This window comes from Brevibacillus sp. 1238, from assembly GCF_029892995.1.
GTDB lineage: Bacteria > Bacillota > Bacilli > Brevibacillales > Brevibacillaceae > Brevibacillus > Brevibacillus parabrevis.
Genome location: NZ_JARXWC010000006.1, coordinates 15,982 through 38,285 on the forward strand (window position 1 = coordinate 15,982; position 22,304 = coordinate 38,285).

Genomic DNA, 22,304 nt, shown 5'->3' on the forward strand with positions numbered 1-22,304 from the left:
GCACTTTTGACAGAAAGGAGGAAACCGTGATGAAGCAAGTGCTTGATGACAGCAATTCCGCGGGAGTGGCGGCTTCTCTGGGCTATGACGCGGTGCGCCGCCAGATTCAATCCATGCTGCCCGGGGCGGTCGAGTTTGCTGACGAACAAAACCTGATTGAGCTTGGACTGAACTCCTTGCAGATGATGAGGATGGTCAACAAATGGCGCAAGGAAGGGGCGAAGGTGACGTTTGCCGAACTGATCGCCTCCCCGCGCCTGGGAGATTGGTGGGCGCTTTTGCAAAAAAGCAGCCAGAGAGCGACGGAGCCAGCGAATGCCAAAGCGAGTCAGGCAAAGCCGCAGACCGCAGAAGCAGGGAAGGCGCCGTTTGCCTTGACAGACGTGCAGTACGCGTACTGGATTGGCCGCCAGGATGATCAGCCGCTTGGCGGAGTGGGCTGCCACGCCTATCTGGAGATCGACGGAACTGGCGTAGAGCATGGGCGGCTTTTGGCAGCGTGGCAAAAAGTGCTGCGCGGCCATCCGATGCTGCGCGCCAGGTTTCTGGCAGATGGGCGGCAAGAGGTGCTGGATGCGCCTTACGAAAAGGCAATCCCTGTCCACGATTTGCGTGCCCTTGCAGAGCACGAGCAAGAACAGGAGCTTATGCGCATTCGCGAGCGGATTTCCCACCGCAAGCTGGCGGTCGAGCTTGGCGAAGTGGCCGGATTGGAGCTGAGCCTGCTCACGGGTGACCGGACTCGTCTGCACTTTGACCTCGATCTGCTCGTCGCTGACGTCCAAAGCTTGCACATCATCCTGCGCGATTTGGCAGCGGCCTACGGGCGCGAGCTTGATCCTGCGGCGCCTGCCGAGTGGAGCTTTGCCCGCTATTTGCAGCAAGAGTCAGAGCGAAGAGCGGCTGATGTGGAACAGGCTGCCCGTTACTGGCACGACAGGCTGCTGACGTTGCCGGGAGCGCCTGGCCTGCCGCTTGCCGTGAAGCCGGAAATGGTCAAGTCGCCTGTTTTCGTGCGAAGAACGCATCGACTGGATGAAACGGACTGGATGCGCCTGCAAAAGCGGGCGCAATCGCACAAAGTCACGCCTGCGATGGTTTTGCTGACAGCCTATGCGGAAGTGCTCGATCGCTGGAGCACGCACTCGGAATTTTTGATCAACATTCCGCTGTTTGATCGCCAAGCCAGTGAGCCGGGGATTGAGGAAGTCGTCGCTGACTTCACCAATTTGCTGCTGCTTGCGGTCGACATGAAGCAGCCGGAGTCGTTTTTGCAGCGGGTGCATGCCATCCAGTCGCGCTTCCACGAGGATGTGGCCCACGCAGCTTATTCAGGCGTGCAGTTGCAGCGTGAGCTTGCCCGCGTTCGCCAGGGAGAGCGCGATTTCGCTCCGGTAGTGTTCGCGTGCAATTTGGGGACGCCGCTGATCAACGAGGAATGCCGCGATACGTTGGGCGAGCTTTCCTACATGATCTCGCAGACGCCGCAAGTATGGCTCGATTTCCAGTCGTACGAAATGAACGGGGGATTGCTGCTGGCGTGGGACGCGGTCGAAGAGTTGTTCCCTGCTGGCATGATCGACCAGATGTTTGCCGCTTTTGGCAAGCTGATGGATTGGCTGGTTGCCCCGGAAAACGACTGGCAGGCAGCGCCGCAATGTTTGCCTGATCTCGCCAAGCAGAGGCAGGAGCCAGCGGACGAGCACGCTGCGCCGTTTGCGCCGCAATGTTTGCACGAAGCCTTTTTCCGCAATGCCGGGCAAAACCCGCAAAGCACGGCGCTTATTGACGGGAACGGCGCAACGCCCCTGACGTATGGCGAACTGGCAAAAAGAGCCTTGCAGGTCGCAGCTTTTCTGAGCGGGCAGGGCATTGCGAACGGCGAGCCAGTGGCGGTCAGCTTGCCGCGCGGGTTTGAGCAAATCGTGGCGGTGCTCGGCATTATGGCGGCTGGCGCATGCTACGTTCCGGTAGGGATCGGGCAGCCAGCGAGCAGACGCGAGCGGATTTTTGCCAAAGCAGGCATTCGCTTCGCCCTGACCGATGCCGAACACGCTGCCAAGCTGGAGTGGCCGACCGGGGCGCAAGTCTTGACGGTGGCGGATGCGCAAAAAGCCGAAGCGCTGGCTGAGCCTGTAACGGCAGCGGTCGACAGTCTGGCGTACATCATCTTCACGTCCGGTTCCACAGGCGAGCCAAAGGGAGTGGAGATCAGTCACGCCGGGGCGTGGAATACGATTTGCGAGATTAACAGGCGCTATCAGGTCACGTCTTCTGACCGTGTACTGGCCGTGTCTTCGCTCGATTTCGATTTGTCTGTTTACGACGTGTTCGGACTTTTGGCGGCAGGCGGTTCCATCGTCTTGATCGACGAGGAATCCAGACGGGATGCGAGCAAGTGGGCGCAGCTTGTCCAAGAGCACCAGATTACGCTCTGGAACTCGGTGCCTGTGCTACTCGATATGCTGCTGATTGCAGCGAAAAGTGCGGGACATGGGCCGTTGCCGATTCGACTGGCGATGCTGTCAGGCGATTGGATCGGACTCGATTTGCCAGGGCGGCTGAAAGAAGCAGCGCCAGCGAGCGAGCTGGTGGCGATGGGCGGTGCGACAGAAGCGTCGATCTGGTCGAATGCGCACGACGTCAAGCTGCCGCTCCCTGCTCAGTGGACCTCGATTCCGTATGGACGTCCATTGGCGCGCCAGTCTTATCGCGTGGTGGACACAAAAGGCCGGGATTGCCCGGACTGGGTGGCTGGCGAGTTGTGGATTGGCGGAGCGGGCGTGGCGCTCGGCTATCGCGGCGATGCCGAGCTGACAGCAGAGCGCTTCGTAAATGGGCAGGGCGGCCGCTGGTACCGCACAGGCGACTTGGGACGGTACTGGCCGGACGGAACGATTGAGTTTCTCGGACGCAAAGACTTCCAGGTGAAAATCAGGGGTCACCGGATCGAGCTGGGCGAAATCGAGACAGCGTTGAAGCAGCATCCGGGCGTGCGGGATGCGGTCGTTTCCGCTGTAGGCGATCCGCGTGGCAATCGTCATCTGGTAGGCTATCTCGTTGCCGATCGGGCAGCCGATGCCGGGCTGTTTGAGCGGATGGAAGCGGAGCCAGCCTTCCAGGAAGCGGTGTGGACGAGTCTGCTCGACTCGGCAAAGCAGTGGCAAGGCGATCTGGACATCCAGACCCCGGAAGCTTTCGCAGCTTTTTGGGCGTATCTGGAACAACTGGCTGTCCGGTATATGTGCAAAGCATTGAAGCAAGCAGGCGCAAAGCTTGCTCCTGGCAGCAGCTTTACCCTCGATGAACTGATGCAGCAATGCGGCATTTTGGAACGGTATCGCGCCCTTGTCCAGCAATGGCTGAACTCGCTTGCGGAAGAGGGACTTGTCCAAAAAGGCGAAGCGGGTACATACGTCATGGTCGGCGAGATTCGCGCCGAATGGTTCGAGCCGCCTGTGGCGAGTGAAGCGCCGGCTGGATGGGAGACGTACGCACAAGCACTGCTTGCGTATTTGCAAAAGCTGGACGGCGCCCATGCCGGACTGTTGACCGGAGCGGTGGACCCGCTGACCCATTTCTTCACCACGGAGCCAGGTCTTGCTCCGCGAGAGCTGTTGCAGACGCTTCCTTTTGCCCAAGAAAGAGATCGCCTGGCGCAGCTGATGCTGAAACAGTTGGCTGCGCCGTTTGCCGACAGCGGAAAGCCGCTGCGCATCTTGGAGATCGGGGCGAGAAGCGCGGATTTGACCGAGGCTTTCCTGGCGGTCCTGCCTGAAGAGGTAGCGGCGTATACGTGCACAGACCAGTCGACCTTCTTCATGCAGGAGGCGAAGAGCAGATTCGGCAAGCTGCCTCATGTGCAATGCCAGTTGCTCGACATGGAAAAAGACCCGCTTGTTCAAGGGTACGAGGCCCATCAATACGATGTCATCATCGCTGCCGATTCGTTGCATCGGGCGCGGGATATCGGAGTGGCGCTCAGCCACGCGCAGTCGCTTTTGGCACCGGGCGGCGTGCTGCTCATACTGGAGCTGACGCGCGACAGCCGTTTGCAGCAGGTCAGTACGGCATTTTTGGAGGACGGCTTCACCGGGTTGCAAGACGAGCGTCGCCATGACCAGAAGCCGCTTTTGGCACAAGCTGCGTGGCAGCGCGTGTTGAAGCAGTCGTTTGCACAAGTAGCGGCGTTTCCGAACGAGCGCGACGCGGCGAATGTGTTTGGACAGCACGTAATAGTGGCGCAAGCCCCCGAGCATGGACAGCGCTTCAATCCGCTGCGGCTGGCTGACTTCCTGAAGCACAAACTGCCTGATTACATGGTGCCGACCGCGTTCCTCCTGCTGGATGCGTTGCCGCTGTCGGCAAACGGAAAAGTGGATCGCCAGGCATTGCCTGCGCCGGACAGTTTGACGCGGACGAAAGCGGAGAAAGCGTTCGCCGCACCGCAAACGCCGCTGGAAACAGAGATGGCCGCGATTTGGTGCCAGCTTTTTGGCGTCGAGCGAGTGGGCATGACCGACAACTACTTCGAGCTGGGCGGGGATTCGCTTCTGGCGACGCGGCTTGCTGCGTTGGTGCGCAGCCGCATCGGCGTGGAACTTTCGCTGGGCAAAATTTTTGACAAGCCGACGATTGCCGAACTGGCGGCGCACGTTCAGGCGGTGCTCGAAGAAAACGGGCAACAGGCGCAGACAACCGCTGTCTGGCCGCAAATTGTGCCTGCCCCTGAGCAGAGAGAGCAGCCGTTTGCGCTGACGGACATCCAGCAGGCGTACTGGCTGGGCCGCAGCGGCGTTTACGCTCTGGGGAATGTGTCGACGCATTGCTATTTCGAGATCGACGGGCAAAATCTCGATCTGGAGCGGATCAACGCAGCTTGGCAGCGCCTGATCGACCACCATGAAATGATGCGGGCAGTCGTTTTGCCAAACGGCTTGCAGCAGCAAATTTTGCCGCAGGTGCCGCGCTACCAGATTGCGATCACGGACTTGCGCCAGCAGCCAACGGAGATCGTGGAGAAAGAACTGCTGGCGATTCGCGAGGAAATGTCGCACCAGGTGCTTGCGCCTGACGTCTGGCCGCTGTTTGACGTGCGGGCATCCCGCTTGCATGACGGTCGGGTTCGCTTGCATATCAGCTTCGACAACCTGATTTTCGATGGCTGGAGCATGTTCCACCTCCTGAGCGAATGGACGCGGCTGTACCATGAGCCGGACGCGCCGCTCGCGAAGCTCGATCTGTCCTTCCGCGATTACGTTCTCGCACTGGAGGAGTTGAAGTCGTCAGCGCTGTACCAACGCGACTTGGACTACTGGACAGCGCGCTTGGATGACTTGCCGCAAGCTCCGCAGTTGCCGCTCGCGCAAAATCCCGACACGATGACCGCACAGCGGTTTGAGCGCTTGGAAGCGAAGCTGGATCGCCACAAATGGCGGAAGTTGAAGGAGCGCGCAGCCGAGTTTGGGCTGACCCCATCGGGCATTTTGCTGACGGCGTATGCCGAGACGCTCGGAGCGTGGAGCAGAAGCTCGCGTTTTACGATCAACCTGACGCAGTTCAACCGTCTTCCGCTGCATCCGCAGGTGCATGCGCTCGTCGGAGACTTCACCACCTTGACGCTTTTGGCTGTGGAGCTGTCCAAAGGGGCGACTCTGCTGGAACGGGGCCGCAATTTGCAGCAGCAGCTGTGGCGCGACCTGGATCATCCGCTCGTGGGCGGGGTGACCGTGCAGCGGGAGCTGGCGAGACGAAGCGGCGAGCATCACGGCGTTTCCATGCCAGTCGTCTTTACGAGCGCGCTTGGCGTAGATGAGTGGAGCGGCAGCGGGACGGACGGAAAATGGCTGGGCAAGCTCGTCTACAACATTACCCAGACCCCGCAAATTTGGCTGGATCATCAAGTCGTCGAGCAGGACGGCGAGCTTTTGCTCATTTGGGACGCCGTGGAAGGGCTGTTCCCCGCAGGCATGCTGTCTGACATGTTTGCCGCTTATTGCCAGCTTTTGCACCGCTTGACGGAAGAACAGGCCGCATGGCAAGAGACAGCGCCAAGCCTGATCGCCATTCCGCGACTGGAAGCAAGACGGGCAGCCAATGCCACCGACGCGCCGCTCACTGACGAGACGCTTGGCGGACTGTTTGCCAAGCAAGTCGCGGCCAAAGCGAACCAGCCAGCCGTCATTTCGGCGGAACGGACGCTGACGTATGCGGAGCTGTCCCAACTGGCGAGCGTGATCGGCAAATGGTTGAAGCAGCATGGAACAGAGCCTGGCACGCTGGTCGGGATCGTGATGGAAAAAGGCTGGGAGCAGGTGGCCGCCACCTTGGGCATTATGGCAGCGGGTGCTGCGTACTTGCCGATTGATCCCGCTCATCCGGAAGAGCGACGCGCCCAGCTGTTGCGTGACGGGCAAGTCCGCTTCGTGCTGACGCAATCATGGCTTGCGGAGCGATTGGGCTGGCCTGCCGATGTCCAGTGCCTGGCTGTGGATCGGGTCGAAGGCAGCGCCTCCAGCTTGCTGTCATTCCCTGAACGACCGGAAGATTTGGCGTACGTCATTTACACATCCGGCTCGACGGGAGCGCCAAAAGGAGTCATGATCGACCATCGCGGCGCGGTCAACACGATCCTCGACATAAACGAACGGTTTGCCGTAAGCACAACCGATAAAGTGTTGGCCCTGTCCAACCTGAACTTCGACTTGTCTGTGTACGACGTGTTCGGCTTGCTTGCCGCAGGCGGCACGATTGTAATGCCGGATGCCGCCAAAGCAAAAGACCCTGCGCATTGGATCGAGTGGCTGGAAAAAGAGCAGGTGACCGTCTGGAACACGGTTCCGGCGCTGATGCAGATGCTGATCGAGTACGCTTCCGGCCAAAAGGCAAGCGTAGCGCCAAGCCTGCGTCTCGTCTTGTTGAGCGGAGACTGGATTCCGCTCGATTTGCCGGACAAAATCAAAGCCTACTTCCCGCATGCGCAAGTGATCGGGCTTGGCGGAGCGACAGAAGCGTCGATCTGGTCGAACTTTTACCCGATCGAGCAGGTCGAACCGGAATGGAAGAGCATCCCGTACGGACGCCCCATGCTCAACCAGCGCTTCCACGTGCTGAACGAATGGATGGGCGACTGCCCGGTTTGGGTGCCGGGGCAACTGTACATTGCCGGGATTGGCCTTGCCAAAGGCTACTGGCGGGATGAAGAAAAAACGAATGACAAGTTCATCCGCCACCCGCGGACAGGCGAGCGCCTCTATCGCACAGGCGATTTGGGACGGTACTTGCCAGATGGCAATCTGGAGTTTCTCGGCCGGGAGGACTTCCAGGTCAAAATCAGAGGGCACCGGATCGAGCTGGGCGAGATCGAAGCAGTTCTCAAGCGCCAGAACGGCGTGAAGGAAGCGATCGTAGCCGTACCGGATGAATCAGGGGAAGAAAAGCGTCTCGTCGGCTACGTCGTCCTCGATGGCCAACAGGAAACCGAGCTGCTGGTGACAGCCAAAGCCGATCCGGCTGCGTGCTCGCTTCGCTTGCAGGAAATCAGCGAGTCGGGGAAAAAGCAGGCCGCCCGTATCCCGTCTGCCTTGGATGCGGGGATTGTGCAGACGTTCCTCGGCGAAGCGGAAGCGGTGAGCACCATGTACATGTGCCGAACATTGGAGCATATGGGTGTGTTCACCCGCGAGCAGGAGAGCTACTCCACGGCTGAGCTGATGCGACACTTGCAAATTCACCCGCGTTTCGAAAGCTTGCTGCAACATTGGCTGGAGGCGCTGCGCACAGAAGGGCTGCTGGAAAAAACAGAGGACGGCGTCTATCGTTGCGTCCGCTCCTTGAGTGACGCGATGCTCGACATTTCGTTCCGCACCGAGGCTGCCCAGGCGCTGGAAGCCGTTTATCGCCGGGATTATCCGCTCTTTATCGGACTGTTGACCGGAGAGCTTGACCCGCTGGAGCTGTTCCTGGCCGAAGAGGCGTTTCTCACTCCTGCCGGCCTGAGCCAATTTGATTTGACGCGCGACTACTACCACGGCCTGGCTGCACAGGTGCTCGGAACTATCGCAGACAGCCACCCCGCAGAGCGCGAGCTGCGCATCATGGAGATCGGCACGCGGGCAGGCAGCATGACCCAAGCGCTCGTATCGGTGTTGCCAGCCGAGCGAAGCAAGTATTTGTACGCAGACGAGTCGACCTTCTTTACAGACAGGGCGAAGCAAGCTTTTGGCGAGGCGGAACCGCTTCAATACGGTCAGTTTGACATGAATCAGGCACCGCTTGCCCAAGGCTATGAGCTGCATTCCTTTGACGTGATCGTGGCAGATAACACGCTGCACCGTTCCCGCAACCTCGACGCGACACTGGACTATCTCAAAGCGCTCCTGGCGCCAGGAGGCATCCTGCTGCTCGTCGAGGCCACCCGCAACAGCCGTTTGCTGCTCACCACTGTCGGATTTTTCGAAGATGGCTTCTCCCATCTGGAGGATGAGCGAAAAGCAAGCAAGCTCCCGCTGCTCGCCGTCGGGCAATGGCAGAAGCTGCTGGACAAACACGGCTTTACGAGCGTCGAAGCGTTCCCGCAGGCCGGACAGACGGCGGAGACATTCGAGCGACATCTGCTCGTGGCGCAGGCCCCGCTTGCCGTGAAGCTGTTCCAGCCGGAGAAACTGGCGGATGCCGTGCGGCAAAACTTGCCGGACTACATGGTTCCGGCAGAGTTCGTACAGCTTGACCAGCTGCCGCTTTCCGCCAATGGAAAAGTGGACCGCAAAGCGCTGGCGCAGCTCGGCAAGAAGAAGACGAGTTCGCCAGGCAAAGCGCCTGCTGTCCTGGAAAGCGACACGCAGAAAATGATCGCCAGCATCTGGGGAGAAGTGCTTGGTTGCTCCGATATCGGCATCCACGACAACTTTTTCATGCGCGGCGGCGACTCCTTGCGCGCCATCCAGTGCCTGAACTTGTTGAAGGAACGGCATCAGGTGGAATTGTCCTTGCAGCATTTGTTTGAAGCACCGACGCTCGGACAGCTTGCCGCGTTCATCGAGGCGAATGCAACCGATGCCGAGCAGCCGGATATGAACTACGACGAGGGAACCATTTAGGAAAAGAAAGCCTGCCAAGCATCAAATTGAGCGAAGGATAGCTCAACCAGCAAAAAAGGCAACACGGGCTGCGCACATGGGCGCAAAAGGGCGCAGCCCGGCTTTTTTGCCGGAATCGATGCAGCGAGCAGGCGAGAGAGGGAGAGAACACGTGGAGAAAAAAACAATCGGCATTCTCGGCGCGACCGGAGTGGTTGGCGGCGCAGCTTTGGCGACAATTCTCACAGCTGCCGGGCATCGGGTCTTGCTAGGAGGACGGAATCCCGAGAAGCTTCGGGGACTGCTGGCGGGATGCGAGGACAGAGGCGATTTTTGGGAAGTGGACGTGTTCGACGCTTCCAGACTGGCTGATTTTTGCAGCCGCTGCGATATCGTGATCAACTGCGCTGGCCCTGCCAAGCAAGTGCTCGATAAAGTGGCTGTGGCGTGCCTGGAAAAAGGGGTTCACTACGTCGATGTATCCGGCGACGAGCATTTGTATCGGCTACTGTTGACGAGAAAAGCGGAGATCGAGGTAAAAGGACTGCGCTTCGTCATCTCAGCGGGAGTGTACCCTGGCTTGTCAGAGATATTCCCTTCATACATAGCAGAGGAAGAGCTGGACAGCACCGAGCAGCTGGAACTGTTTTTTGCGGGTCAGGGCGATTTTTCCCTGAACGCTGCCTATGACATCGTGTGCAGCATCGAGGAAGACACGGGCTACGGGATGAGCTATTGCCGTGACGGAGAGGTGCGCAAAATCGACGGGCCTTTTCATAAAAGCTGCATGCTTCCCCAGCCAGCGGGCAAACGGGACACGTATCCCGTCCTGACCGAAGAATTTTGCCGGATGGCCCATGCCCATGAGATCAAGGCGGCTTACTTTTACAACAGCTATCAACATAGCGGCATCTTGAATCAGTTTGTCATGATCAAGGCTCTTCAGCAGTACAAAACCGAGGAGCAAAAGCAGCACTCTGCCAAGCTTTTGTTGCAGCAGTTCGCAGCCAAAAAGCCGAACGTAGACGATTACACGATGTTCCATCTGCATGCAGACGGACTTCGCGACGGCGCTCCCGTTCGGCTGACAGCGACGCTCTTGTACCGGGGTGACTGGAACCGTTTGTCGGGCATCGTGGCGGCGACGGTTGCCCAGCTCGTGACAGAAGAAGCGGACAAAAAAGCGGGCTGCTACTACGTATCCGAAGGCGTATCACAGGCAGCTTTGATTCAGGCGCTTTGCCGCCAAGGCGTGGAGCTTGCGCTTGAACGAAGCGAAAGAACAGCGGGAGGTGCCCGATGACTCAAAAAGCAAATCGCAAGCTGCGTGTCGTCGTATGCGGCACTCGTTTTGGACAGTTTTACCTGGAAGCAGTGCGGGCGCTGCCTGAGCAGTATGAACTGGTCGGCTTGCTGGCAAAAGGCAGCGAGCGTTCGCGACAGTGCGCCGAGCGTCTGGGTGTTCCCTTGTTTACAGAAGTGGGGCAGCTTCCGGCCAATCTCGATCTCGCGTGCGTCGTTCTCCGCTCGACCGTGATGGGCGGACAGGGCACGAATCTGGCGCTGGAGCTTTTGGAGCGCGGCATTCACGTCCTGTCCGAGCAGCCGATTCATCAAAAAGATTTGGCGGCGTGCCTGAAGCAAGCGCGGCAATCCGGCGTTTATTTCATGACGGGTGACTTGTATGTGCATCTTCCTGCGGTCCGGCGATTTATCGCTTGCGCCAAAGAACTGCTCGCCAAACAGCCTGCCTTGTACATCGAGGCTGCTTGCGCCACGCAAGTTTCGTATCCGCTGATGCACATTTTGCAAGAGGCGCTGCCGACGATCCGCCCGTGGAAGATCAACCATGTGATCAAAGACGAAGGGCCTTTTCAGGTGCTGATCGGACAGCTCGGCAAAATTCCGGTGACGCTTTTGGCCCACAATGAAGTCGACCCTGATGATCCCGACAATCATTTGCATTTGTTGCACAAAATTACGATCGGTACAGCAGGAGGGAGCTTGTCGCTTACGGATACACACGGTCCGGTCGTCTGGCAGCCGCGCCTGCATGTGCCTGATTTGCCGGATATTCACGGAACGTTGGTGGCCGCTCCGCCTGCCCATATGCTCGAAAGCAGCACAGAAGTGCTCGGGACGTACGAGACGGCAAGCTATCGCGATATTTTGACCAAGCAATGGCCGCAAGCGATCGGGCGTGATCTGCTGGCGATGCGGGAGATGATTTTGGGCAACGTGGATCGGGCGGCGATCGACATGCGGGCGCAGCAGGAGCTGCTTTGCTCTCGCGGCTGGCAAGACTGGACGCAGGCATTGGGCTATCCGGTGCTGCGCGCAAACGGGAAGCATCAGCCGATTTCGCTGGACGTGCTGCGGCAGGCGGCTTTGCAGATTCCCGATGACCTGCCTGAACCGGAAGAGTCGACAGTTCAGGGGGGAGAGGCAAACCGCGATGTGTTTACGTGCTCGACGGTGGCGGAAAGCGAACTGGCAGGCGTGGATGCGGAAGTGGTGAAGGAGGGCGTAGAGCGTCTGGAGCAAGCTGCCCTGGCGTCCATGCTGTTGGCATTGCAATCGCAAGGGGCGTTAGCTGAGCCCGATAGGCGATACAGCAGCTCCGACATTTTTTCGCTCGCTCAAGTGGCACCGCGTCACGAACCTGTCATCTGGCGCTGGCTGCACGTTTTGCAAGACAAAAACTACATAGATGCCCGCGAAGATGCTTTTCAGTGCGGACAGCGGATGAGCCGGGAAGAGGTGGAACGCCGCTGGATGATGGCGAAGGAAGCGTGGAGTGGCAAGCTTGGTTCGCCACTTGTCATCGACTACCTGAAAAGCAACGCCGATCAGCTTCCCGCGCTGATGAATGACACTCAGCAAGCAGCTTTGCTGCTTTTCCCGGAAGGCCGGATGGATGTCGCCAACGCGCTCTACCGCGATACGCTCGTCGCCAAGTATTTGAACAAATCGGTTGCAGAGGCGGCGAGCCGCATCGCTTCCGGCAAACGTTCGCTGCGCATCTTGGAAGTAGGCGCAGGGACAGGAGCCACGACGGACGGCGTCGTCGCGCGCTTGCGACCGCTAGTTGCCAAAGGTTTGCGTGTCGACTACATGTACACGGACGTGTCCCACTTTTTCCTTGCGGCTGCCCGCCAGCGGTTCAAGGATTGCCCGTGGATGAGCTTTGCGGTGGTCGATATTGACAAAAATTTGTTTGAACAAGGTGTGGAGCCAGGGAGTGTAGATATCGTCGTGGCGGCTGGCATGCTGAACAATGCCCGCGACACGGATCAAATCATTCGCAGTTTGATGGAGAGTCTGGTGCCTGGCGGGTGGATGCTCATTACCGAGCCGACCAGAGAATTTACGGAAATGCTGATCTCCCAGGCGTTCATGATGACGCCTCCTGTCGATGATCGGAAACAGACGCAATCGACCTTCATGACTGTTCAGCAGTGGCGCGATGTGTTTCATGGCGCTGGTGTGGGCGAGCTTGCGGTGCTGCCCGGCGAGGATCATCCGCTGGCTTTGCTCGGCCAGAAGCTGTTTGTCATCCAAAAAGGCCAAGAGGCAGAAAAAACGGAGCGGGAACTGGTTTTCACCGACAACTGCAACGATATGGCCAAGCTGACCAAATAGGAGTGTGTGCAAATGTCCCAAAACATCCAGATCAGTAGTATCGAGCTTTTGACGCGGCTTCGCGAGGAAGGTGTGTCTATCTGGGAAGAAGCGGGGAACCTGCGTTACAAGGCGCCAAAAGGCAGCCTGGCCCCCGAAGATTTGCAGATGCTTCGCGAACAAAAAGCAGAAATCGTGGCTCTTTTGCAAAAAGAGGCGCAGCCAGTCGAGGTTGTGCCTGATCCGGCCGCCCGCTTTACGCCTTTTCCCCTGACAGATGTGCAATCAGCTTACTTGCTGGGACGGTATGAGCTGTTCGGCTACGGCGGCGTGGCGTGCCACATTTATTTGGAGCTTGATTACGAACAGCTTGATCCGGTACGGGTCGAGGAAGTATGGAATCAACTGATTGCGCGTCACGACATGCTGCGTGCGACGATTGACTCCGACGGACAACAGCGGGTGATGGCAGAAGTGCCGCGCTTCAAGGTGCCTTATACAGACACAAGCATGTTGGACAAAGCCAAAGCCGGGAGTGCACTGGAAGCGATCCGCGAGAACATGGGGCATCGCGTCTATGACACGGACAAGTGGCCGCTCTACGGCATCGCCGTGACCAAAACGGCAGATCGCGCCGTGCTGCATGTTTCCATGGAGTTTCTCATTGCCGACTGGGCGAGTATTTGGCTGTTGCTGTCTGAATTTGAGACGCTCTACAAGGAGCCGGGAAAAAGGCTGCCCGAGCTGCCGATCACGTTCCGCGATTACGTGCTGACGGAACGCACGTTGCGGGAGACAGTAGCTTATTCGCGGGACAAAGCGTATTGGCTGTCGCGCATCGATGATTTGCCGCAGACCCCGGATTTGCCGCTTGCCAAGGGAGAAGTTGAGGCGGGCAAGGCGCGTTTTCGCCGGGAGTTCATTCGCCTGGATGCGGCCAAATGGGACGTATTCAAGCAGCGGGCGCAAAAGCGGGGACTGACTCCGACTGCCGCTGTGATGACTGCCTATGCCGCCGTCATCGAGCGCTGGAGCCGAAATCGGGCGTTCAGCCTGAACTTGACGCTGTTGAACCGCCAGCCGCTGCATGATCGCGTGCAAGATATCGTCGGGGATTTCACTTCGGTCAGTTTGCTGGCCGTAGACTGGGGAGCGGAGCGTTCCTTCCAGGGACGGGCAAAAGCGATTCAGAAGCAATTGTTCGAGGATTTGGATCATCGTCTCTATTCCGGCGTCGAGGTCATGCGCGAGGTGGCGCGCAGACGCGGGCGCGAAGCAGCGTTGATGCCGATTGTCTTCACCAGCGCGATCGGACTTGTCGGAATCGCAGAGGGAGAGCGGCTGTCCGGCAAAATCGGCGAATACGGCATCAGCCAGACGCCACAAGTGTTCATCGACTGCCAGGCGATGGACAGCGCCGAAGGGTTGCAAGTCAACTGGGACGTGCGGGAAGGCGTGTTTCCGGAAAAGATGGTAGACGACATGTTTGCGGCATTCGCCGATTTGCTGCAAGCGTTGGTTGAATCGGAACAGCGCTGGGAGGAAGGCGGCGAGCTTGCCCTGCCGCAATGGCAGCAAGCAGAGCGGCAAAAGATCAACGCCACACAGGCTCCGCTGCCTGACTACGCGCTGCACCAGCCGATCGTGGCGCAAGCGATGGCGACGCCGGACCGCCCGGCGGTGATTGCCGCAAATGGTCAACTGACTTATGCAGAGCTGGTCAGACGTGCTGCGGCGATCGCCGGAAAGCTGAAAGAGCTTGGTTGCCGCGAGCAGGACCGCGTGGCGATTGCGCTGGAAAAAGGCGTCGATCAGGTAGCCGCCGTGCTGGGCACGCTGTTTGCCGGGGGCGTGTACGTGCCGATTGATGCCAAGCAACCGCTGTTGCGAAGGCAGGCGATGACCGAACAAGCCGACATTCGTTTTGTGCTGACTGCTTCTGGATCAGACGCAGAGTGGCCGCAGGCGCTTCAACGCGTGGACGTCGACCAGGTGGCGGAGCAGCAGACGCCGCTCATTTTGCCTGACACGAATCCTGACTTGCCTGCTTACATCATTTACACGTCAGGCTCTACCGGGCAGCCAAAAGGCGTCGTCGTCAGCCACCGCGCTGCGGCGAACACGATTGTCGACATCAATCGCCGCTTTGCGGTCAACGAGAATGACAAGGTGCTCGGACTGGCTCAGCTCAATTTTGACTTGTCCGTCTACGACATATTTGGCCCGTTGTCGGTAGGGGGCGCGCTTGTCCTGCCGCAACCGGACAGGCAAACAGACCCGTCGCATTGGGTAGAGCTGATTCTTGCGCACGAAGTCACCGTGTGGGATTCTGTTCCCGCCATGATGCAAATGCTCGTCACCTATTTGGAAGGCACGCCGGAAGTATGCTTGTCCAAGCTGCGGCTGGCTATGCTCTCAGGCGATTGGATTCCCCTGTCGCTGCCGGATCAGATGACGAAGCGCCTGCCGTTCGCGCAGACAGTCAGCTTGGGGGGAGCCACGGAAGCGGCGATTTGGTCGATTTATCATGTGTACAAAGGACTGTTGCCCGACTGGCGCAGCATTCCGTACGGACAGCCGCTCGCTAACCAGGGCTTCCGGGTGCTCGATGCGCACATGCGCGATTGCCCGGTGTGGGTCACAGGCGAGCTGTACATTACCGGAGATGGCCTGGCCCAAGGCTACGCGGGTGACGAGCGACTTTCCCAGGAACGCTTCTTCCTGCACCCCGAAGATGGGCAGCGACTTTATCGCACCGGAGATTTGGGACGTTATCGGCCGGGCGGCGAGATTGAGTTCCTTGGCCGTGAAGATAACCAAGTGAAAATTCGCGGGCATCGCATCGAGCTGGGAGAAATCGAATCTGCTCTGCTCAAGCATCCTGCTGTCGCCGCCGCCGGAGTGGTCCTGGATGAAGCGAGCGACGAGCCGACGCTGCTTGCAATCGTGGAGCCAGCTCGCAAACCGGAACGCGACCGCAGCGCGGAAGCGGCCGAATTTGCCCAAATAGTCAGCGGCATCGGGGATACGGCAGGGGAGATCGCGGCGCACATCAGCGTGCAGGAAATCGAAGCGGCGATGACCAGCCTGGATCAGGCTGTGCTCTATTCCATGCTTCATGCGTTGCAAAAGCTCGGGTTTTTTGCAGCGAATCAGGTCGAGCCGTTGGCAGCGGTTTTGCATCCAGAGAAAATTTTGCCGAAATATCACTGGCTGGTACGCCGCTGGGTTGCAAGGCTGGAGCAGGCAGGGCTGCTGACCGCGCTTTCTGCTGAGCAGTATCGCAGCGAACAGACTGTCAGTGAGCAGCTCGTCGGCGAGTGCTGGGCGTCCGCGGAGGGCATTTGGACGAAAATGTTGGGAACGGACGGCTTTACCGCTTACGTTCGCAAAAACGCAGAAAAGCTGGCAGAGCTTTTGACTGGCGAAGAGGACCCGGTCGCGTTGCTGTTCCCCGAGGGGAAATGGGATCACGTCCATACGCTGTATATTGAGCATATCATGGCGAGTTATCTCAACCGTTGCATGTGCCTGCTTTTGCAGCAAATCGCCCAAAGACACGAAGGCAAGCCGCTGCGCATTTTGGAGGTCGGGGCCGGAACAGGAGCGACGACGGGGAACGTTTTGCAAGCGCTGGAAGGCTATCCGATCGAGTACGTCTTTACCGATGTCGCGCCGTTTTTCATTCCCGGAGCCAAGCAGCGCTTCGCCAAGTATCCGCACGTGAGCTTCGGCGTGTTCGATGTTGACCAAGACTACCGGGCACAAGGGTTGTCTCCGAACAGCTTCGACGTCGTGCTGGCGGCAGGGGTACTGGAAAATGCCCGTGACATACCAGCCAGCATGAGCAGGCTGCGGGAGCTGATTCGCCCGGACGGCTGGCTTGTTTTCACGGAGCCGACGATTGAGCATTTGTGGATTTTGGCTTCGCAAGCATTCATGATGATGGAGCCAGGAGACGAATTGCGCCTGGAGTCGTCCTATCTGGATCGCCATGACTGGCTTGCCCAGCTGCAAGAAGAGGAAGGCGAGCCGATTTTGCTGCTGCCGCAAGAAGACGACAAGCTGACTGCACTCGGGTTCCATTTGTTCGCCAAACGGATGAAGCAGGAGCGACTGGCGGTTCGTCCGCAAGAGCTGGAAGCATTTTTGAAAGGTCATGTGCCTGCGTACATGCTGCCGCAGCATTTGCAAGTAGTCGATGCGCTGCCGCTGACCGGAAATGGCAAGGTCGATCGGCGCACGTTGGCAAAATGGCGTCCTGCTGCAAGCGGAACACAAGAGATGGTCGCCGCGAGCGAGGAGAAGCTGGATGAGCTGGAAAGCATACTGGCTAAGCTGTGGGCGGAATCGCTCGGGCTGGCTTCCATCGGTCGCTCGCAAAGCTTTTACGAGCATGGTGCGGATTCGCTCATCATGGCGCAGGTGGCGGGAAGACTGCGCGACAAGCTGGCGGAGGACCCGGCGCAACCAGCCATCCCGTTTGACGCTCTGCTGCGGCAAATGCTGAACTATCCAACGGTAGCCGACTTGGCTGAGTTTATTCGCTCCCGTGAACAAGAGGAGCAGCCGCATACCGAGGAAGCATGGACGATCCACCAGCAAAACAGTGCAAGCAACGCTGTGCTGATTCCGTACGGAACGGCGCAGGAAGGGCCGCTGCGCGTCGTGTTCCACGCTGTGCTCGGGACGATGGACATTTTCCGTCCGCTGCTTGAGCACCTCAAAGCGCAAGGGATCGGCAGCATTGTAGGTGTGGCGATTGCTGACATGGAACGCTACTGCTCGCTTGACTCGGCAGAACTGATCGAGACAGTTGCAGACGATTACGCCGAATGCCTGATGGCAACAGGGCACAGCGAACTGCAACTGATCGGGTATTCCCTGGGCGGCCTGATCGCCGTCGAAGTGGCAAGGCGGTTGATGGAGCGGGGCGTGCAGGTCGCGGATCTTGTGTTGATCGACATTCCGCCGATCTTCACCGAAGTGGATGACGATTTGCTCGTCGAAACACTCTTTATCCCGAACCTGAATGTTTCGCTGGAGCAGGCAGGCTTTGGCAAGGTGGATGAGCAAGATTTGGCTCGTGGCGTCATGCAGCTCGTGGAGCAGCACGGAGAGTGCATTCCGCAAGGCGCTGCCGTGACGATTGGCGGAGATGCCGGGCTGGATCAGGTAGGAGAGCTATTTGGCAAAATGGCTGCGGTCAGCAAAGCGGAGCGCTTCCAGGCTTATGTCGAAGCGAAGGCCAGAACAACCGGAGAACAAATGCCGATCGAGATGGCGGAGGGCTTGTGCCAGGTGTTCCGCCAAAGCTTCAAAGCCGCCCGCTACACGCCGTTGCCGTACATGGGCGACATCCGCTTCCTTTTGGCGAGCGAACCGTTCTTGTTCCTGCCGCGCACAGATGACACGACGCTGTCCTTCTGGCAGGATGTATGCCTTGGCGAGCTGGACGTCATTACGATTGAGGGCAACCATTTCAGTTGCATGATGGAGCCGAATGTAAGCAGGCTGGCGCAATTGCTGGAAGCGCCGTTCACACAAAAATAAAGAACAAGGGAGGGATCGCTCCGTGAACCTGCCTCGGGCAGAGCGAAAGGGGGCATCCCTCTTCCTGCTTCTTTTGCACGAACGAAGCAACGACCTAGCGACCCAGCGACGGTTTACCCGTCCAAACGCGTCTTTTCGCGCGTCGCCATTTCAACGGGAAAATGCTGCGCTGCTGTTGGAATCGTGTTACCCTATTGACAATGAACGTGCATGTTTTGCCTGTGAGTGAACTATTTTCATACAAACATACATATCGATATACCGATGGAGAAAGGATGGTAACGATGAGCAACAAACCGTTTCCCGACAATCAGTCGTCTGCTTTCTGTCAACGCTCCCGGCAAATCGGCAACAGGACCTTCGTGGTGACTTGCCGGGAGTTTTTCGCGAAGCAGGCCGACTTTTTGCTCGAATTGCTGGCGGATGTGGAAAGCGAGAGCGGGCCGATTCAAAATGGCGCGAAGATTCAAGTGGGCTGGACTATTTTCATCGTGAACGAACGCGATGGGCAGATGGAAGTCGTGGCACCAGACTACGATACCAATCCGTTCACGGACACCAATCCGGACTTGTCCGTGTCGCTCTATGTGCAACTGGCGCAAAACCATTGCCTGCAAACGTTGCAGATCGCGGGTGAAGCCGCCTTGTTCCAGGACAAGATCGTCGTCGCCAAAGGCGCCTTGGAGCAAAAACGGATTTATTTGCAGCGTGGCGACCATGCAGGCGACGGCGATTCAGGCTGGTATCTCGGGCCAGTGGAAGGGGAAGTGGACAGCGATGATTTGCAATCGTACTACATTTTCCAACTGTTGAAACACCGCCCGTCTGTCTTGCAGGTGCTGGCGCTGCCGCCCGGTTATCTCGCTGTTTTCGATGGCGAGCAACTGGAAGCGGTGCTTGACGAGCATGACGAAAACGTCTGGCCGATCTTGCATTAAAGCACGTCGCTGCGAGGGTTTGACTTGTCCTTGTCCGGTCCAGGCAAAAGCTGTCCGCGCAGCGCGGCAAAGCAAAAAAACAGAGCAAAGCGCTTAGTTGCCCAAGCCAGCCAATGCTTTGTTCACCAACTGATCGACTTGTCTCGTCGTCTCCGGCAGACGGTACTTGGGAGCAAGCCGCGTGATCCATTCGCAGGCAGTCGGCAAGGAAATGCCATGCCCGACGGAGACGAATACAGGCTTTGTGTCCGCTTGCGTGCGCAAAACAGCGCCGACGATCTCGCCCTCGTCCAGCAAGGGAGAGCAGGCTCCTCTGTGTGAATCGGGCTGTGCGTACTCGCCAAGCAGACGCGTTTTGCCGCAGCCGATAGCAGGAATGTCGTACAAAAGTCCGACGTGGCTGGCAAGTCCGAATCTGCGCGGGTGAGCGATGCCTTGCCCATCGCAAACGATCAGTTGCGGCACGGTTTGCAGCTTTTCGAATGCTTTCATCAGCGGAGGAAGCTCCCGGAACGAGAACAGACCCGGAATATACGGAAAAGCTACCGAATCCGAAACGACGACAGATTCCACGACTTGCAAGCTTGCCGCATCCAGAACGACGATTCCGGCGACGAGCACATCTTCCGCTACATGGTAGGCGACATCGACTCCGGCGATATGCTGCACTTCTTTTACTTGATCTTCCGTTTTGACTTGCAGGGCCAGTTGCTTTTGCAGAGAAATGGCTTCCTGCTCCGTGAGAGTCCACGGATGGTGGATGACGGGTTGCATTTGGTGACCTCCTGACTGAAGTGATCTCGCAAAAAAGACTACCAGTAGTTTACAGCCCAACGATAAATCAAGCCAGCCCCGCACTCGGAGGGCTGGCTTTTTTGGATGTCATTTGCTGTTAATGAGCTTTGGCCTGGCTTGGCTGCGGTTTTTGCTTTTGTCCAAAACGGTTCGCACCCCATACGCCGATGAGAATGAAGCCAATCCCTGCCGCCTGGTACCAGTAAAACGATTCGTGCAAGATCAGCACGCCGCCGATGATGGAGACACCCGTACTGAGATTCCAGTAGGAGGCTGCCTTGGAGGCTTCCAGCTTGGCCAGCATGTAATTCATCAAAAAGAAGGCGACCACAGACGAGAGAACGCCGAGGTACAAAATCGCCTGCAAGAGAGCCGGATTGGCGAGCGGTGCGACATACTGGTCGACAGTGCCATTCACGGCATGCTGCCCGAGCGCGATCGCATTAAAAATAAGCGCGCCTGTCCACATCATGACGTAGGTGATTTCCAGCGGACTGAATTGCGCTGAGGACTTGCGCGACAAAATGTTGTAGACGCCGGAAGTGACAATGGCCGCCAACAGGTACAAGATGCCTGTCAGGCTGGATTGCGCCTCGAATTTCATCAAATTGATAAACAGCACGCCGCCGACGGACAATACAATAAACAGCCATTGCAAAAGCGTCGTTTTTTCCTTGAGGAAGATCGTCGCCATGATGGTGACGGCAATCGGAATCAGCGCGATCATCGTACCCGCTTCGGAGGAAGAGGTGTAGCGGATGCCTTGCGCTTCAAAAATAAAGTACAGAAACGGATAAAAAAACGAGAGCCAAAGCAACGGGGCGATGCTCTTGTTCCGATACGATATTTTGATGACGCCAGCAAGCTTCAACAGGCCGAGCACAACCGCAGCGATGCCGAAGCGATAGGCGATCATCTGGATCGTATTGTTTTGCAGTTCATCCAAAGCCACTTTGGAAAACAGAAACGAAAAGCCGAAAATGAGTGACGAGACGATGCCAGCCAAGACGGGCTTGAAGCTGGAGTGTGCGGTATTCATGGAGTTTTCCCCTCTCCTGTCAAGAAAGTCCTGCACCAGAAAAAGGGTGAGGGTGAGGCACTTAGCAAGGAGGTTTGTCCAAGAAAAGCTCCATAGTAGTCCCATCATAAATCGGGGAGTAGGGTGAAGCAAGGAGTATTTTTTTTCGGAAAACTGCAAAAACAATACGTTGACAACCTGTGTGAAAAGGACTATTTTGTTAAGTAAACGATTACGTAAACGTTTACCTAAAAAGGGTGAGGGCATGGCGATTACGATTAAGGACATTGCCAAGAGAGCAAACGTATCAACCGCAACGGTTTCACGGGTGATCAACAACAAATCGGAAGGCATCTCGCCGCAGACGCGGGAGTACATCCAGTCGATCATCAAGGAGCTGAATTATCAGCCAAATGCATTGGCTCGCGGGTTGATCACACGCAAGACAAGCACGATCGGGCTGATTCTTCCCGATATCACCAACCCGTTTTTTCCGGATTTGGTGCGCGGGATTGAGGATGCCGCAAACAAGGCAGGCTACAGCGTATTCCTAGGCAATTCTGATGACAATGCGAAAAAAGAAAAGAAATACGTCCAGTTGATGACAGAGAAAAAAGTGGACGGCATCATCTTCTCCAGCACGGCGAAGTATTCCAAGGATTTGTATGACGAGCTGATCGCGGCCGACATTCCAGTCGTCCTGATTGACCGGGGAGAATCCGGAGACGCTTACAGCGGTGTTTACATGAAAAATGAAGAAGGCGCTTACATGGCGACGAAGCATTTGCTGGAGCAAAACCACACGCGGATCGGCTGCATCAGCGGGCCGCCAAGCGTGCAGAACTCCCAGGATCGTGTCGAAGGCTACAAGCGAGCGTTGGCCGAAGCAGGGATTTCCGTTCAGGAATCATGGATCGTCTCTGGCGGCTATCGGATCGACGGCGGCTATGAGGTCGCGAGAAAAATGCTGGCTGACGGAGAGGTCACTGCGATTTTCGCCTGCAACGACTTGATGGCAATCGGCGTCTACGAAGCCGCGCAGGAGCTTGGCAAAAGCATTCCGCGCGATGTATCGGTCGTAGGGTTTGACGACATCAGGCTGATTTCCACCCTGATGCCCAAGCTCACAACGATTCGCCAGCCCGCCTACCAGATGGGCAAGGAAGCGGCGAAAATCTTGATTCAAAGCATCAAGAAAAAGGGGATCAAGCAAAAGGTCGTGTATTGGGAGCCGGAGCTGATGATCCGCCAGAGCACAACCAAACTGTAATCGTCACCAAGCCACCAAAAAAGGGAGAGGGA

General features: G+C 57.6%; 8 protein-coding genes. 6 read left to right on the forward strand and 2 right to left on the reverse strand.

Annotated elements, in window-relative coordinates; genetic code table 11:
* Positions 1 to 29 precede the first annotated feature (29 nt).
* The 5 genes from M2298_RS15440 (at position 30) to M2298_RS15460 (ending at position 19,189) form a co-directional block, all read left to right on the forward strand.
* Entirely contained in the window at positions 30 to 9,098 is a 9,069-nt protein-coding gene (locus M2298_RS15440; protein WP_280648694.1) for a non-ribosomal peptide synthetase, read from the forward strand.
* A 151-nt stretch (positions 9,099 to 9,249) separates the two neighbouring features.
* A complete protein-coding gene (locus M2298_RS15445; RefSeq protein WP_242774784.1) occupies positions 9,250 to 10,380 on the forward strand; it encodes a saccharopine dehydrogenase family protein in 1,131 nt (376 codons plus the stop codon).
* Positions 10,377 to 12,719: a bifunctional Gfo/Idh/MocA family oxidoreductase/class I SAM-dependent methyltransferase gene (locus tag M2298_RS15450; RefSeq protein WP_280648695.1), complete on the forward strand. Its 2,343-nt coding sequence runs from the start codon at positions 10,377 to 10,379 to the stop codon at positions 12,717 to 12,719. Before M2298_RS15445 ends, M2298_RS15450 begins: the two co-directional genes overlap by 4 nt.
* Before the next feature lie 12 nt (positions 12,720 to 12,731).
* Positions 12,732 to 18,251 carry a non-ribosomal peptide synthetase gene (locus tag M2298_RS15455; protein WP_280648696.1) on the forward strand — a complete coding sequence of 1,840 codons (5,520 nt, stop codon included), beginning with the start codon at positions 12,732 to 12,734 and terminating at the stop codon, positions 18,249 to 18,251.
* 284 nt (positions 18,252 to 18,535) lie between these two features.
* Positions 18,536 to 19,189 (forward strand): immunity protein Imm33 domain-containing protein, encoded by a 654-nt coding sequence (locus tag M2298_RS15460; protein ID WP_122963810.1) that lies wholly within the window; start codon positions 18,536 to 18,538, stop codon positions 19,187 to 19,189.
* 93 nt (positions 19,190 to 19,282) lie between these two features.
* On the opposite strand, the gene nfi is transcribed toward M2298_RS15460, so the two are convergent.
* Together nfi and M2298_RS15470 are read right to left on the reverse strand one after the other, a co-directional pair.
* Entirely contained in the window at positions 19,283 to 19,963 is a 681-nt protein-coding gene (nfi, locus tag M2298_RS15465; RefSeq protein ID WP_122963811.1) for a deoxyribonuclease V, read from the reverse strand.
* Between the two features lie 118 nt (positions 19,964 to 20,081).
* The gene (locus M2298_RS15470; RefSeq protein ID WP_280648697.1) at positions 20,082 to 21,023 is read right to left on the reverse strand and encodes a DMT family transporter; all 942 of its coding nucleotides are present in this window, start codon (positions 21,021 to 21,023) and stop codon (positions 20,082 to 20,084) included.
* 244 nt (positions 21,024 to 21,267) lie between these two features.
* On the opposite strand from M2298_RS15470, the gene M2298_RS15475 reads away from it, so the two are divergent.
* The gene (locus tag M2298_RS15475; protein ID WP_122963813.1) at positions 21,268 to 22,272 is read left to right on the forward strand and encodes a LacI family DNA-binding transcriptional regulator; all 1,005 of its coding nucleotides are present in this window, start codon (positions 21,268 to 21,270) and stop codon (positions 22,270 to 22,272) included.
* The last annotated feature ends 32 nt before the right edge of the window (positions 22,273 to 22,304 follow it).

Excerpts from the sequence above, each read along its gene's own strand:
- M2298_RS15440 (WP_280648694.1), top strand. The coding sequence starts at position 30 with ATGAAGCAAGTGCTTGATGACAGCAATTCCGCGGGAGTGGCGGCTTCT.
- M2298_RS15450 (WP_280648695.1), top strand. The coding sequence starts at position 10,377 with ATGACTCAAAAAGCAAATCGCAAGCTGCGTGTCGTCGTATGCGGCACT.
- M2298_RS15455 (WP_280648696.1), top strand. The coding sequence starts at position 12,732 with ATGTCCCAAAACATCCAGATCAGTAGTATCGAGCTTTTGACGCGGCTT.
- M2298_RS15460 (WP_122963810.1), top strand. The coding sequence starts at position 18,536 with ATGAGCAACAAACCGTTTCCCGACAATCAGTCGTCTGCTTTCTGTCAA.
- nfi (WP_122963811.1), bottom strand. The coding sequence starts at position 19,963 with ATGCAACCCGTCATCCACCATCCGTGGACTCTCACGGAGCAGGAAGCC.
- M2298_RS15470 (WP_280648697.1), bottom strand. The coding sequence starts at position 21,023 with ATGAATACCGCACACTCCAGCTTCAAGCCCGTCTTGGCTGGCATCGTC.
- M2298_RS15475 (WP_122963813.1), top strand. The coding sequence starts at position 21,268 with ATGGCGATTACGATTAAGGACATTGCCAAGAGAGCAAACGTATCAACC.